Source organism: Massilia sp. TSP1-1-2, from assembly GCF_049896185.1.
Taxonomy (GTDB): Bacteria; Pseudomonadota; Gammaproteobacteria; order Burkholderiales; family Burkholderiaceae_D; genus Telluria_A.
The window spans coordinates 54,376-68,280 of sequence record NZ_JAFCTU010000033.1 but is presented as its reverse complement, the minus strand read 5'-3'; the positions used below and the strand labels follow the sequence as shown (position 1 = coordinate 68,280).

At 61.6% G+C, this 13,905-nt stretch carries 12 protein-coding genes and 1 pseudogene; 7 read left to right on the top strand and 6 right to left on the bottom strand.

Annotation, left to right across the window (positions count from 1 at the left end; genetic code table 11):
* The 4 genes and pseudogenes from ACP7BV_RS22295 to rpsL form a co-directional block, all read right to left on the bottom strand.
* Positions 1 to 74: pseudogene (locus ACP7BV_RS22295) on the bottom strand (GTP-binding protein); the annotation flags it as partial.
* Between the two features lie 86 nt (positions 75 to 160).
* On the bottom strand, positions 161 to 2,266 hold the full coding sequence (gene fusA / locus ACP7BV_RS22290; protein WP_426106904.1) for an elongation factor G: 2,106 nt from the start codon (positions 2,264 to 2,266) through the stop codon (positions 161 to 163).
* A 123-nt stretch (positions 2,267 to 2,389) separates the two neighbouring features.
* On the bottom strand, positions 2,390 to 2,860 hold the full coding sequence (gene rpsG, locus ACP7BV_RS22285; protein ID WP_426106903.1) for a 30S ribosomal protein S7: 471 nt from the start codon (positions 2,858 to 2,860) through the stop codon (positions 2,390 to 2,392).
* 126 nt (positions 2,861 to 2,986) lie between these two features.
* Positions 2,987 to 3,370, bottom strand: coding sequence for a 30S ribosomal protein S12 (gene rpsL, locus ACP7BV_RS22280; RefSeq protein WP_426106901.1), 384 nt, complete (start codon positions 3,368 to 3,370; stop codon positions 2,987 to 2,989).
* A gap of 366 nt (positions 3,371 to 3,736) precedes the next feature.
* Between rpsL and ACP7BV_RS22275 the strand changes: the two genes are divergently transcribed.
* A complete protein-coding gene (locus ACP7BV_RS22275; protein ID WP_426106900.1) occupies positions 3,737 to 5,548 on the top strand; it encodes a phosphoethanolamine transferase in 1,812 nt (603 codons plus the stop codon).
* A 264-nt stretch (positions 5,549 to 5,812) separates the two neighbouring features.
* Positions 5,813 to 6,934 carry a DUF1624 domain-containing protein gene (locus ACP7BV_RS22270; RefSeq protein WP_426106899.1) on the top strand — a complete coding sequence of 374 codons (1,122 nt, stop codon included), beginning with the start codon at positions 5,813 to 5,815 and terminating at the stop codon, positions 6,932 to 6,934.
* 32 nt (positions 6,935 to 6,966) lie between these two features.
* Here ACP7BV_RS22270 and ACP7BV_RS22265 read toward each other — a convergent pair whose 3' ends face one another.
* Positions 6,967 to 7,191: a hypothetical protein gene (locus ACP7BV_RS22265; RefSeq protein ID WP_426106898.1), complete on the bottom strand. Its 225-nt coding sequence runs from the start codon at positions 7,189 to 7,191 to the stop codon at positions 6,967 to 6,969.
* Complete coding sequence (locus tag ACP7BV_RS22260) at positions 7,122 to 8,486, bottom strand: MutS-related protein (RefSeq protein WP_426106897.1); 1,365 nt, start codon at positions 8,484 to 8,486, stop codon at positions 7,122 to 7,124. The genes ACP7BV_RS22265 and ACP7BV_RS22260 overlap by 70 nt, the downstream gene beginning before the upstream one ends.
* Before the next feature lie 245 nt (positions 8,487 to 8,731).
* On the opposite strand from ACP7BV_RS22260, the gene ACP7BV_RS22255 reads away from it, so the two are divergent.
* The 5 genes from ACP7BV_RS22255 (at position 8,732) to ACP7BV_RS22235 (ending at position 13,903) form a co-directional block, all read left to right on the top strand.
* On the top strand, positions 8,732 to 10,000 hold the full coding sequence (locus ACP7BV_RS22255) for an efflux RND transporter periplasmic adaptor subunit (RefSeq protein ID WP_426106896.1): 1,269 nt from the start codon (positions 8,732 to 8,734) through the stop codon (positions 9,998 to 10,000).
* A 25-nt stretch (positions 10,001 to 10,025) separates the two neighbouring features.
* Entirely contained in the window at positions 10,026 to 10,754 is a 729-nt protein-coding gene (locus ACP7BV_RS22250) for an ABC transporter ATP-binding protein (protein ID WP_426106894.1), read from the top strand.
* Between the two features lie 9 nt (positions 10,755 to 10,763).
* Positions 10,764 to 12,077, top strand: coding sequence for an ABC transporter permease (locus tag ACP7BV_RS22245; RefSeq protein ID WP_426106893.1), 1,314 nt, complete (start codon positions 10,764 to 10,766; stop codon positions 12,075 to 12,077).
* Positions 12,078 to 12,144: 67 nt separating this feature from the next.
* Positions 12,145 to 13,380 (top strand): ABC transporter permease, encoded by a 1,236-nt coding sequence (locus tag ACP7BV_RS22240; protein ID WP_426106892.1) that lies wholly within the window; start codon positions 12,145 to 12,147, stop codon positions 13,378 to 13,380.
* Positions 13,381 to 13,429: 49 nt separating this feature from the next.
* Positions 13,430 to 13,903 (top strand): GNAT family N-acetyltransferase, encoded by a 474-nt coding sequence (locus tag ACP7BV_RS22235; protein WP_426106891.1) that lies wholly within the window; start codon positions 13,430 to 13,432, stop codon positions 13,901 to 13,903.
* Positions 13,904 to 13,905: the final 2 nt, after the last annotated feature.

The following is a 13,905-nucleotide window of genomic DNA, read 5'->3' as shown; positions in this document are numbered from 1 at the left end:
TTGCCGTGGTCGACGTGTCCGATGGTACCGACGTTGACGTGCGGCTTGGTCCGTTCGAATTTACCTTTTGCCATTTTGAACTTCCTTTAAAGTTTTTGTTTTGCGGGACAGAGCACGGTTTATCGCTTTGCTCTGTCCTCAACGACTGATATTTGACTAATTACTTAGCTTTTGCGGTGACGATTGCGTCAGTCACGTGCTTAGGCGCTTCAGCATAGTGCTTGAATTCCATCGTGTAAGTCGCGCGGCCCTGCGTTGCGGAACGCAGCGAGGTCGAGTAACCAAACATTTCGGACAGTGGCACTTCAGCCTTGATGATCTTGCCGCCGCCGCCTGGAATCTCGTCCATGCCCTGCACCATACCGCGGCGGGACGACAGGTCGCCCATCACGGTACCGGCGTAGTCTTCCGGCGTTTCGACTTCAACGGCCATCATTGGCTCCAGGATGACTGGGGAAGCCTTGCGGCAACCGTCTTTGAAGGCCATCGAAGCTGCCATCTGGAACGCGTTTTCGTTCGAGTCAACATCGTGGTACGAACCGAAGAACAGCGTAACCTTGACGTCAACGACTGGGTAGCCGGCCATCACGCCATTGTTCAGCGTGCCGCGCACACCCTTTTCAACTGCAGGGATGTACTCGCGTGGAACCGTACCGCCTTTGATGGCGTCAACGAATTCAAAGCCCTTGCCCGGCTCTTGCGGCTCGATCTTCAATACCACGTGACCGTACTGACCACGACCACCGGACTGCTTGACGAACTTGCCCTCGGACTCTTCGCATACTTTGCGGATCGTCTCGCGGTAAGCAACCTGAGGTTTGCCGACGGTGGCTTCCACGCCGAATTCGCGCTTCATGCGGTCAACGATAATTTCCAGGTGCAACTCGCCCATACCACCGATGATGGTCTGGCCCGACTCTTCGTCGGTCTTGACGCGGAACGATGGATCTTCCTGTGCCAGGCGATTCAGCGCCAAGCCCATTTTTTCCTGGTCGACCTTGGTCTTAGGCTCGACAGCCTGTTGAATCACCGGCTCAGGGAACACCATCTTTTCCAAGGTGATGATCGAGGATGGATCGCACAGAGTTTCGCCCGTGGTCGCGTCTTTCAAGCCAACGGCTGCAGCGATATCGCCGGCGTGGACTTCCTTGATTTCTTCGCGCTGGTTCGCGTGCATCTGCAAAATACGGCCAAGACGCTCTTTCTTGTTCTTGATCGGATTGTAGACAGTGTCGCCCGACTTGATCGAGCCCGAGTACACGCGGAAAAAGATCAGCTGGCCGACGAACGGGTCAGTCATGATCTTGAACGCGAGTGCCGCGAACTTTTCGTTGTCGTCCGCTTTACGCGAGGTCGGCTGGTCGTCTTCATCCATGCCTTGTACCGGCTTGATGTCCACCGGCGACGGCAGGTATTCGATCACGCCGTCCAGCATGGCTTGCACGCCCTTGTTTTTAAAGGCGGTGCCGCACATCATTGGAACGATTTCCGACGCCAGCGTACGCATACGCAAGCCCATCTTGATCTCTTCTTCCGTCAAGTCGCCTTCTTCAAGGTACTTGTTCATCAGTTCGTCGGTCGCTTCAGCAGCGGCCTCGACCATGTTCAGGCGCCATTCGTTCGCTTGCTCTTGCAGTTCTGCAGGAATGTCGCGGTAGTCGAATTTCATGCCCTGCGACGCGTCGTCCCAGTAGATGGCTTTCATCTTGACCAGGTCGACCACGCCCTTGAAGTTTTCTTCAGCGCCGATTGGAATTTGCAGCGGAATCGGGTTTGCCTTCAGGCGCGCACGCATCTGCTCATAGACCTTGAAGAAGTTGGCGCCGGTACGGTCCATCTTGTTCACGAATGCAAGGCGCGGGACCTTGTACTTGTTGGCCTGACGCCATACGGTTTCCGACTGTGGCTGCACGCCGCCGACTGCACAGTAAACCATGCAGGCGCCGTCGAGCACGCGCATCGAGCGTTCAACTTCAATCGTGAAGTCAACGTGGCCCGGCGTGTCGATGATGTTGATGTGGTGCTCAGGGAAATTGTTAGCCATCCCTTTCCAGAAGCAAGTCGTTGCAGCCGAGGTAATCGTGATACCGCGTTCCTGCTCTTGCTCCATCCAGTCCATGGTGGCCGCGCCATCATGCACTTCGCCAATCTTGTGGTTCACGCCCGTGTAGAACAGGACGCGCTCAGTCGTGGTGGTCTTGCCAGCATCGATGTGAGCCGAGATACCGATATTGCGGTAGCGCTCAATGGGGGTCTTGCGTGCCATAATTATTCCTAAATCTTTTAATGGACAAAACCGAGCAACACTTTGTGAACAAAATGAGCCCGGCCTCGAACAACAGATGCATGGCCGCGCCCGGGCTGACGTACGCCCGGGATTGGCCCTTGATTAGAAGCGGAAGTGCGAGAACGCCTTGTTCGCTTCAGCCATGCGGTGAACTTCGTCACGCTTTTTCATAGCACCACCGCGCATTTCAGCGGCTTCCAGCAATTCACCACCCAGACGTTGCGGCATGGATTTTTCGCTGCGCTTGTTTGCGGCTTCGCGCAACCAACGCATGGACAGCGCCATACGACGAACTGGACGAACTTCAACTGGCACCTGGTAGTTGGCACCACCGACGCGGCGGGATTTTACCTCGACCATCGGCTTGCAGTTGTTGATCGCGGTAGCGAACACTTCAAGCGGGTCCTTGCCGGACTTGGTCTTGATGTGTTCAAACGCACCGTAGATGATGCTTTCAGCGATAGATTTTTTGCCGGACAGCATCAGAACGTTGACGAATTTGGCGACATCCTGGTTACCGAATTTTGGATCAGGCAGGATCTCGCGTTTGGGGACTTCACGACGACGTGGCATTTCAATTCCTTTCAGTCTTCAGTTGAGCGTGCTGGGCACACTCGCGGTGGCCATCATAGCCATCCACTTACTCGACCGTCTCTGGTCGGTTCAACTATTAATAAGCAAAAGCGAGCTTAAATAAGCTTACTTCTTGCCCGCTTTGGCTTTCTTCGTACCGTACTTCGAACGCGATTGCTTACGGTCTTTGACGCCCTGGGTATCGAGTGCACCGCGAACCATGTGGTAACGCACACCCGGCAAGTCTTTAACACGACCGCCGCGCAGCAGCACGACACTGTGTTCCTGCAGGTTGTGGCCTTCACCGCCGATGTACGAAATGACTTCGAAACCGTTGGTCAGGCGAACTTTGGCGACTTTACGCAGAGCCGAGTTTGGCTTCTTTGGAGTCGTCGTATATACACGGGTGCAAACACCACGTTTTTGCGGGCTATTTTCAAGCGCCGGCGATTTGCTTTTCACGGTCAGAGCGACGCGTGGATTGCGAATCAGTTGATTGATGGTTGGCATCGTTAATTAATCCAACAAAATTACAACATGAATAACCCGGGCAACATGCCCGGGGACTAAAACTGAGTCCCGGATCGACTGCAGCGGAGGCGCCGATAGCCACTCGCGAGGGAGCGGCTGTAGTGCGCACACGATGTGCAGAATAAATTCGAGAACTCGCGAGTATAAGCGTGATTGCGGGGATGGTCAACCTGTTTACCATCCTGCCGTCAACAAACGGCTGGGCGATCGGGTACTTTCCGCTCCGCTTGTCGCAACCGAAGACGACCGTCACCGCCACCTTTTTGGCGCCGGGAAATTAAAAAACTCCTCTGGGGCTGCAAACCCCGGGATAATAAGGGCCTCCTGATTCTACCCACCCTGACAATGCGTTACAAGCTGCGCCCTGCCGCCATTTTCCTGCTGCTCACCTACCTGCTGCTGTCGGCCGTGCCGTTCGTACCAATGTTGCTGGGAAAGCCAATGGCGCGGCCGTGGCAAGTGCTGGGTGTCGAATTCGTGGCCTGGGTGGCGGTATGGGCCGTGTTCAAGCGCCCCGCGTGGTTTCACTGGCTGTTGCTCCCCGCATTTCTGGCGCTGCCCACCGAAGTGTATTTGTATACCTACTACGGGACCGGCATTTCGACCCACCACCTGGGCATCATCGCCGAGACCAGTCCCAAGGAAGCGATGGAATTCCTGGGCAACACCGTGTGGCTGATGCTGGGCGTAATGGTCGCCGCGCTGGCATGGTGGATCGCCAGTTTCCGCGCGGCCTGCGCCACGCGCGAGCTGGACTGGACCGACAGCTCGCGCTGGGTCGCGCTGGCCGTGCTGTCCTGCGGCGCCGGCTTGTGGGCCTACGGGGTCGAATTCGGCATTGCCGCGCGGCCTGCTGCGCCCGCCAAGGGCGCCAGCGTGCCTGTCGTGGCTGCCGTGCCTGCGGCGAACCGCACGGGCTTGAAACTACAGGCCTTGCCGTACCGCGCGCGCCTGCCTGTGGAATTCGATGCGTTTGCCAATTCTTGGCCGTTCGGGCTGATGTCGCGCGGGCTCGACTTTTACAAGGAACGCAAGCACCTGGCCGAACTGGGGGCGCGCAACAGCAAGTTCACGTTCGGCGCGCGCCAGGCCGTGCCCGACGCCGAAGGAGAAATCGTGGTCATGGTAATCGGCGAATCGTCGCGCTACGACCGCTGGAGCCTGAACGGCTACGGGCGCGAGACCAACCCGCTGCTGGGCAAGGAAAGCAACCTGGTGATGCTGCCGGACGTCATCACGTCGGTATCGGCCACGCGCTTGTCGGTCCCGGTAATGATTTCGCGTAAGCCTGCGATCAAGAGCCTGAAGGATGGTTTCGCGGAGAAATCCTTTCTGACCGCCTACAAGGAAGCGGGCTTCAAGACATACTGGTTGTCGAACCAGGTGTCGTTTGGCGAGTTCGATACGCCGGTGTCCGTGTTTGCCAAGGAAGCCGATGTGATCCAGTTCCTGAACCTGGGCGGCTTTACCAACAATTCCAATTTCGACCAGATTTTGTTCGACCCGGTAAAAGGCGCGCTCGCCGATCCTGCCAAGAAAAAGCTGATCGTGCTGCACACGCTGGGCAGCCACTGGAATTACAGCCATCGCTACCCAAAACAGTTCGACCGTTGGCAGCCGTCCCTGTTCGGCGTCGACAAGCCGGTCTACACCAACACCAAGATCAAGCCGCAACTGAACAACAGCTACGACAGCAGCATCTTGTATACAGACTGGTTTTTATCGAACGTGATCGGCATGCTCAAGCAGTCGCAGCAGCGCAGTGCCTTGATGTACATGTCGGACCACGGCCAGACCTTGTATGACAACAAGTGCGACTTGGCATTTCACGGTCACAACACGCAATTCGAGTTCCACGTGCCGGCGTTTGTCTGGTATTCGGATGTGTACCTGGCGCAGCGGCCGGCCAAGGTTGCGCAGCTGCGCAAGCATAGCCAGGCGCGCCTGTCGACGGAGAATGTATTTCATACCTTGCTCGACCTGGCCGATATCCGCTATCCGGACGAGCACCTGGAGTGGAGCTTCATGAGCGAGCGGTTCAAGCTGCATCCGCGCTACGTGGACAGTTACGGCTGGGCCCATTACGACAATGCGACCTTCAAGGGAGACTGCCGCGAAGTGATCGACAAGGGCACGCCGCTGGAGCGCGAAAAATAGGTCGCCAGTATTGACGGGAATTGCTAAAGTAGCATAAAGCACACTTAAACAACATCGTCCCCGCGCACGAGGCTGTAGCAGAAGGGACGACAGAGCAGCAGCAACACATCGTCCTCGCGCGGGGACCCATAGAACGGCTCAACTTAGCAAGTGCCAGAGGTCCCCGCGTGCGAGGACGATGTAACTTTGCTGCACTGTCGCCCCTTTCGCGACCGCCTCGAGGACGATGTCATGCCGAGTGCACATTTCCCAAGGACCGCACCCATGATCAAGCCAGCCCGCCTGCCCGCCATCGACATGCTGCGCGGCTTCGTCATCGCCCTGATGGCCCTGGACCACACGCGCGACTTTTTCGGCCCCACGCCGTTCAACCCCGAAGACCTCGCAGCCACCACGCCCGCCTGGTTCTGGACGCGCTGGATCACCCACCTGTGCGCCACCGTCTTCGTGCTGCTGGCCGGCAGCTCCGCTTTCCTGCGCGGCCAGGGCAGCGGCATCGCCGACCTGTCGCGCTACCTCGCCACGCGGGGCTTGATGCTGCTCGCGCTCGAAGTCAGCTGGATATCCTTCAGCTGGCAGCTGGGCTACCACGTGATCATCTTGCAAGTGATCTGGGCGCTGGGTGTGGGCATGATGATCCTGGCGTTGCTGGTCTGGCTGCCCCGCCCAGCCATCGCCCTGATCGGCGTTCTGCTGATCGTCACCCACAACGCCTTCGACAACTGGAAGCCGGCCAGCGTGCTGTGGCAAGCCTGGCATCAGGGCGGCTTCGTCCCGTTCCCGCAAGGCTTCCCGCTGGCCGGGGTGGCCATCATGTATCCGCTCATGCCATGGGTCGGCTTGATGGCCGCCGGCTACGCGCTCGGTCCCGTGTTCCTGTGGGAACGCGCCCGGCGCGACCGCTTCCTGCTGGCCTCGGCGGCCGGCCTGCTGCTCGCCTTCGTTGCGCTGCGCTCGTTGAACATCTACGGCGACCCGGACCCGTGGTCAGCGCAGGGCCGCGGCCTGATGTTCGATCTGATGTCGTTCGTGCGCGTGCACAAATACCCGCCGTCGCTGCTGTACTTGTGCACTACGGCGGGCATCGGCTTGCTGCTGCTGGCAGCCTTTACGCGGATGCGCGAGAACAAGGTGCTGATGCTGTTCGGCCGCAATCCGCTGCTGTTCTACGTGATCCACATCGCGCTGATCCACTTTCTCGGCAACGTTTATTTCGACATCCGCTACGGCGGCGGCCCCAATTTCTCTGACGGGCAGGCGGCTACCTGGCCTGACGGCTACGTCCCTTCGCTGCCCGTGGTCTACGGCGCATGGATCGCGATGCTTGCGTTGATGTACGGGGTGATTCTGCTGCGGAAGCGCATGCGCACCGTTCATCGTAATTAAAGTGTGGTCGGCCCCGCATTTATATACATTGCCTATGCCAGCACCCCGCCGCAGTCGGCCTGATGCGCCAGGTAGGCACTGAGCCAGTCGAAGACCTTGCCGGCATTCGCCTGAACGGCGCCGCCGAAGCCGCGCTCCGACAACAGCGCAATGCCGTTGGTATGCGCCAGCACGCCGCTCGACAGCGTCAGCACGCCGTCATCTCCCTTCGCCACGCACAGCGGGTCGAGCCGGTGCGCCAGCAGCGACGCCAGCACCAGGTTATGCGACGAGACCACCACCATGCCCTTGGCGGCCAGCACGTCGAGCCATCGATGATGTAGACGCCCGGGTGCGGCCCCTCGGCGGCCGACAGCAGCTCTTTGGCGCGCCGCAGTTCGGCCATGTACAGGCTTTCGCCGCCAAGCAGCGAGTCTTCGCTCTGCATGCTGGCGTACACCGGCGCCAGCGGCACGCTCGCCCTCTTCGCGTAGCAAAAACCAAAGGCGCGCGCGGCGACCAGGTTGATCCCCAGCGTCCTTAGCAAGGTGCTTTTGCCGATGCCGTTCTGGCCCGAGATGAACGCGCCCCTGCCCTGCAGCGCGAGCGTGAGCGGCTGCGCATGCGCCAGCAGCGGGTGCACCGTTTCTTCAAGCGCGATGCTGGTCATGGCGCTGGGTTCGGCCCAGCAGAAGGTGCCCGCGCCCAGCAGGTGCCGCGCCAGCGCGACGTCGGCCTCCAGGATCGCCACATGCTCGAAGCAGGCGCGCAGCAACGGCAGGCGGTCGCGCACCCGCTTGATGCTCTTGAAATAGTGATTCACATTGCCGAGGCCAAACCAGTCATGGTAAGAGCGCAGGGAGGGAACGGCGGCGGTCAGGACCGCGCGGCTAAAGCTCAAGCTGCAGCGTCCCGCAACCGCAGCATCCTTGCCACCCAGACTGGCCGTCACGCGCAGCAGTATCTGCAGCGCCGCAATCGAGCGTTGCCACTCTTCTACCCGCTGCGCGTACTGCAGCTGCACGCCAAACAGCACGCCGAGCACGAGAACAAGCACCACAACGATCACCGGCCATGCCAGCGGCGAGATGACCGCGCCCGCCAGCGCAATCACCAGCGCGAGCGGCAGCAGCCAGGTGAACGGCGCCCATCCGGCCACCGGCGGCAGCGCATCTTCATACAGCAAGGACGCGATTTCCTTGTCTGCGCGGCGCAGCGGCTCGCACTGGCGATGCAGCTCCTGCACGTGTTCCGGCTTGTCCAGGAAAGCCTTGACGCGCTCCGGCGGTGCCTCGCCCATGCCGGCGCGCAGCCGCTGGTACAGCACCTGCTGCCCAAAAATGCTGACCTCTTGCGACAGCGCCGCGCAATAGGGTTCGAGCAGCAGGTCTTTCCAGGTCGCGTCGTCGATCGATGCAGTGGCCGGGTCGGTGCGCAGCCGGTGCAGCTGCGCGACCTCGCTGACCAAGAAAGGGAAGTCGCCGGGTCCCCGATCGGGGAGCCGCAGCAGCGAACGCAGGTGAGCAGCAACCAGCGTCCACAAGGCGGACAGCTTTGAAACGAACGCGGGCATGACATCTTTCAGGTCTTGCGCGGCGAGGCCGGCATCATATACGCGATATATGGTCAATTTGACAAACCACAAGTGGGGCCTGACGCCGGTCGCGGCCGGCGCAAGGTGTCCGGCCGCTGTCCATACGTCCGCCGTCCGGACGCTCCGGACAGCGGACGCGACTAAAAACATCGAACGAAATCAATAACTTAGCTCCTGGCACGGATCCTGCGGAGGTAATGACATTCTTGTCAACACCACACACCATGATCCGAGATACCTCCTCCCAAGACGCCGTCCTCAGCACGCCGCCCCCGCACCAGGGAAAGCGGCGCCTGCTGATCGCCGCCGTCGCAGTTGCCGCCGTGGCTGCCTGCTTCATGCTGTTTTCAAAGTGGAGCGCGAGCGCCCAGTCGGTCAACGGTGCGCGCCTGCGCATCGCCGAAGTCGCGCGCGGCACGCTGGTGCGCGACGCCGCCGTCAATGGCCGCGTGGTGGCCGCCGTCAGCCCCACTTTGTACTCCACCGCGCCATCCACCGTCACTTTAAAAGTGGCCGCCGGCGACACCGTCAGGCGCGGCCAGGTGCTCGCCGTGCTGGATTCGCCCGACCTGTCCGACGCGCTCAAACGCGAGCAATCGAGCTACCAGCAGATCGAGGCGGAAGTGGCGCGCCAGAATATCGCCTCGCGCAAGCAAAAGCTGCTGGCCCAGCGCGAAGCCGACACCGCCGACATCGATCGCCTGTCGGCCCAGCGCACGCTGGAGCGCTACCAGGCGGTGGCCAACGACGGCGTCATCGCCAAGATCGACTTCCAAAAAGCCAAGGACGCGCTGGCGTCGGCCGAGATCCGCGCCCGCCACGCCGGCAAGGCCGCTGTGCTGGAAAGCGACGACGTGGGCCTGGCGCTCAAGACCAAGATCAATGAGCTGGACCGCCAGCGCCTGTCGATGGCCAACGCCCAGCGCCGCGTGGACGAATTGACCGTGCGCGCGCCGGTTGACGGTTTCATCGGCACGCTGTCCGTGCAAGACCGCAGCGTGGTGGCCGCCAACGTCGCCCTCATGACGCTGGTCGACCTGTCGCGCCTGGAAGTCGAACTCGAAGTCCCGGAAAGCTATGTGGCCGACATGGGCCTGGGCATGACGGCCGAAATCCAGCTTGGCGGGGCCACGGCCAGCGGCAAGTTGTCGGCGCTCTCGCCGGAAGTGGTCAAAAACCAGGTGCTGGCGCGCGTGCGCTTTGACGGCGCCCAGCCCAAAGGATTGCGCCAGAGCCAGCGCGTGACGGCGCGCCTGCTGATCGAGGAAAAGCCCAACGTGGTGCTGCTGCCGCGCGGGCCTTTCGTGGAAAGCGAAGGCGGCCGCTTTGCCTACGTGGTGCAGAACGGCGTTGCGGTGCGCACCCCCATCACCATGGGCGCCACCAGCATCACGGCAGTTGAAATTCTTGCAGGCCTCAAGCCCGGCGACAAGGTCGTCATTGCCGGCACCGATACCTTCGCCAACGCGGCGCGCGTCTCGATCAATCAATAACCCCATCCCAAAAAAAGGACACCCCATGCTGCGCATGAAAAATCTGAGCAAGGTCTATCGCACCCACATGATCGAAACGCACGCGCTGCGCGGCTTCGAAATCCAGGTCAACAAGGGCGAGTTCGTCACCGTCACAGGACCTTCCGGTTCCGGCAAGACCAGCTTTCTGAACATCGCTGGTCTGCTTGAAGAATTCACCGACGGCGAGTATGTGCTCGACGGCGTCAACGTCAAGGGCATGGACGACAACGCCCGCTCACGCCTGCGCAACGAGAAGCTCGGTTTCATCTTCCAGGGCTTTAATCTGATTCCCGATCTGTCGCTGTTCGATAACGTCGACGTGCCGCTGCGCTACCGCGGCTTCAACGCGGCCGAGCGCAAGGAGCGCATCGAGGACGCGCTGGCCAAGGTCGGCCTGGCTTCGCGCATGAAGCACTACCCGGCCGAACTGTCGGGCGGGCAGCAGCAGCGCGTGGCGATCGCGCGCGCGCTGGCCGGTTCGCCCAAGCTGCTGCTGGCCGATGAACCGACCGGCAACCTGGACACGCAAATGGCGCGCGGCGTCATGGAGCTGCTTGAGGAAATCAACGCCCAGGGCACCACCATCCTGATGGTCACGCACGACCCGGAACTGGCGGTCCGTTCGCAGCGCAACGTGCACATCATCGATGGCCAGGTGTCGGATTTGGTGCGCAAGACGCCCACGCTGTTCGATGCGGCTTCGCGTGCGAACGCGTCGGCCACCCACGGTTAAGGAGCGCACATGTTCAAGTATTACTTCATGCTGGGCCTGCGCAGCCTGCGCCGCAACCCGGCACTGACGGCGCTGATGGTGCTCACGCTAGCCATCGGCGTGGCCGCCAGCGTTTCGACGCTGACGATTCTGCACGTGATGTCGGGCGACCCGATTCCGCACAAAAGCGAGCGTCTGTTCGTGCCGCAGTTCGACGTTGGTCCGCTCAAGGGATACATCCCGGGCGAAGAAGCGGGCGACCGCCAGATGACTTATCCGGACGCGGTCAACCTGCTCAGGGCCAAGGTCGGCGAGCGGCGCACGGCAATGTTCGGCATCTCGGCGCCAATCGAACCGCAGCGCAAGGACCTGGGGGTATTTCCTGCCAATGGCCTGGCGCTCACGCGCGACTTTTTCGCCATGTTCGACGTGCCCTTCCTGCACGGCCAGGCATGGAGCGAAGACGACGATGCGGCAGGCGTCAATGTGGTCGTACTGAGCCGCCAGATCGCGGGCAAGCTGTTCGGCCAGGCTAATCCGGTCGGGCAGCGCATCATCATGCTGGGGCAGCCGTTCCAGGTGGCCGGCGTGCTCAATGACTTTGCGCCCCTGCCGCACTACTACCGCCTGATCGGCGGCGAGGGTAATTTCGGCAATGACGAAGACGTCTACATCCCTTTCGCCACAGCGGCGCGCCTGAAATCGAGCCCCCAGGGCAGCATGAATTGTTCTGCCACCCCGGGGCCAGGCTATGAAGGCTTGCTCGCCTCCGAGTGCACCTTCATCCAGTTCTGGTTCGAGACCAAAACCGCGCGCGAGCGCACCGAGCTCCAGGCTTATCTCGCCAACTACTCGGCCGACCAGCGCAAGCTCGGGCGTCATCAGCGGGCGGTCGCGCCATCGCTGTACGACGTGAACGAATGGCTGGTCTTCATGAAAGTGGTCGGCAACGACAACAAGCTGTCGGCCTGGCTCGCCTCCGGCTTTCTGGTCCTGTGCCTGGTCAATACCGTTGGCCTGCTGCTGGCCAAATTCTCGGTGCGCGCGGCCGAAGTTGGCATCCGCCGCGCGCTGGGCGCCTCGCGTCAGCACATCTTTCGCCAGTTCCTGGTCGAGACGGCGGTCATCGGCCTGGCCGGCGGCATCCTTGGCCTGCTGCTGGCCATCGCCGCGCTGGCCCTGATTTCCATGCAATCGAGCGAGATGGGCAGCGTCGCGCACATGGACTGGGTCATGCTCGGCTTTACCTTCGTGCTGTCGGTGGGCGCCGCGGTAGTAGCGGGCCTCTTGCCCACGTGGCGCGCATGCCAGGTCACGCCGGCCATGCAACTCAAATCGCAATAACAGCGCAATAACAGCGCAATAACAGCGCACTCACTGCGCGATAACGAATCCGAAAGCGACGATCCTCATGAATCCCATTCTCTCCGCGCTCATGCGCAACAAGACAGGCGCCGTGCTGGTGGCCATCCAGGTGGCCATCAGCATGGCAATCCTGGCCAATGCCCTGCACATCGTCAACCTGCGCCAGGCCGTCATGGCACGCCCGAGCGGCATCGCCGACGAAAGCTCCGTGTTCTATGTCAGCACGCGTTACCTGACACGGGAGACGGCCGAGTATGACCGCGCCCTCCAGTTACGCGAAACGGCCCGGCTGCGCGCGATCCCGGGCGTGGCATCGGTGGCAACGACCAACCAGATGCCACTGTCGAACCAGGCCCGCCGCAGCAGCGTCTCGGTCGACCGCAAGCAACTTAACGAGAGTGCCGGCGCATGGATCTACCAGACCGGCGACTCGCTGGTGGCCACCTGGCAGCTCAAGCTGGTCGCAGGGCGCGATTTCAAGCCCGACGACGTGCTCGAGCTCGACAGCCAGGCCAGTCACAACGGCACGCCGAAAACCGTCATCGTCACCAGCGCCCTGGCGGCAAAGCTGTGGCCGGGACCAGGCAGCGCGGTCGGCAAGACGCTGTTCTTCGGCGTCGGGGATGACGCCGAAGAAAGCGAGGTGATCGGCGTAGTCGAGCGCCTGCAAAGCCCCGGGGCACAGATCGACGAGCAAGGCGACTTTTCGCTGATCCAGCCGTTTCGCGGCGTGGGCGGGATCCCGGGCGCCACCTACACGGTGCGTACCGCGCCGGGTGAGCGCGACCGGGTCATGAAGGAGGCCGAGGCGGCGCTGCACAAGGACGCCACCGCGCCGGTGATCCTGTCGGCCAAGACGACCGAAAGCGACCGCAAGCAGCGCTACCGCGCCGACATGGCGCTGTCATGGACGCTGATTGCCGTCAGCGCCCTGCTGCTCGTGATCACCGCCAGCGGCATCGTCGGCATGGCCAGCCTGTGGGTCACGCAGCGGCGCAAGCAGATCGGGGTGCGGCGCGCACTGGGTGCGCGCCGGGCCGACATCCTGCGCTACTTCATCACAGAAAACATCATGATCACCGCCGCGGGCGTGGCCAGCGGCGCGGTGCTGGCGATCGGCTTGAACCAGCTGCTGGTGACCAAGCTGGAGATGGCCAAGCTGCCGCTTGGGTATTTGCTGGCCGGGACCGGCGTGTTTTTCGCGCTCGGCGTGATTGCCGTGTACGGGCCGGCGTGGCGCGCGGCCAGCATCTCGCCGGCCTTGGCGACCCGCAGCGCGTAACGCCTGGCGCCGTGGCATACTCGCGCTTTGTCTTTACCCGAGAGAATCGATGAGCATCAACGTCAGCCTGCGGGCCGTCACCGCCGACAATTTCGACCAACTGACCAAGCTGCCCTTGCTCGATCACCAGATCGACTTCCTCGACAGTAACGCCTACTCGATCGCCGAAGCGAGCTTTTATCCGCACTACCACACGCGCGCGATCTACGACGGCGAGCAGGCGGTCGGTTTCCTGATGTTCGTTTCGCTGGCCGAGGAAGGCGATCCCGGCGAGTATTCGATTTATCGCTTCATGGTCGACCATCGGCGCCAGGGCCTGGGCCTGGGCCGGCGCGCGCTCGCGCTGCTGCTGGACGAAATCAAGGCCCTGCCGGGCGCGGCCGGCGTGTGGATCTGCTATTCACCGGTCAACCCCACGGCCAGGGCCTTTTACGCCAGCGCCGGCTTCGTCGAAACGGAGCTCGACGAGAACGGCGAAATGTGGGCCTACATTGCGTTCGGCACTGCCGCGCTGGTATCCTGAGC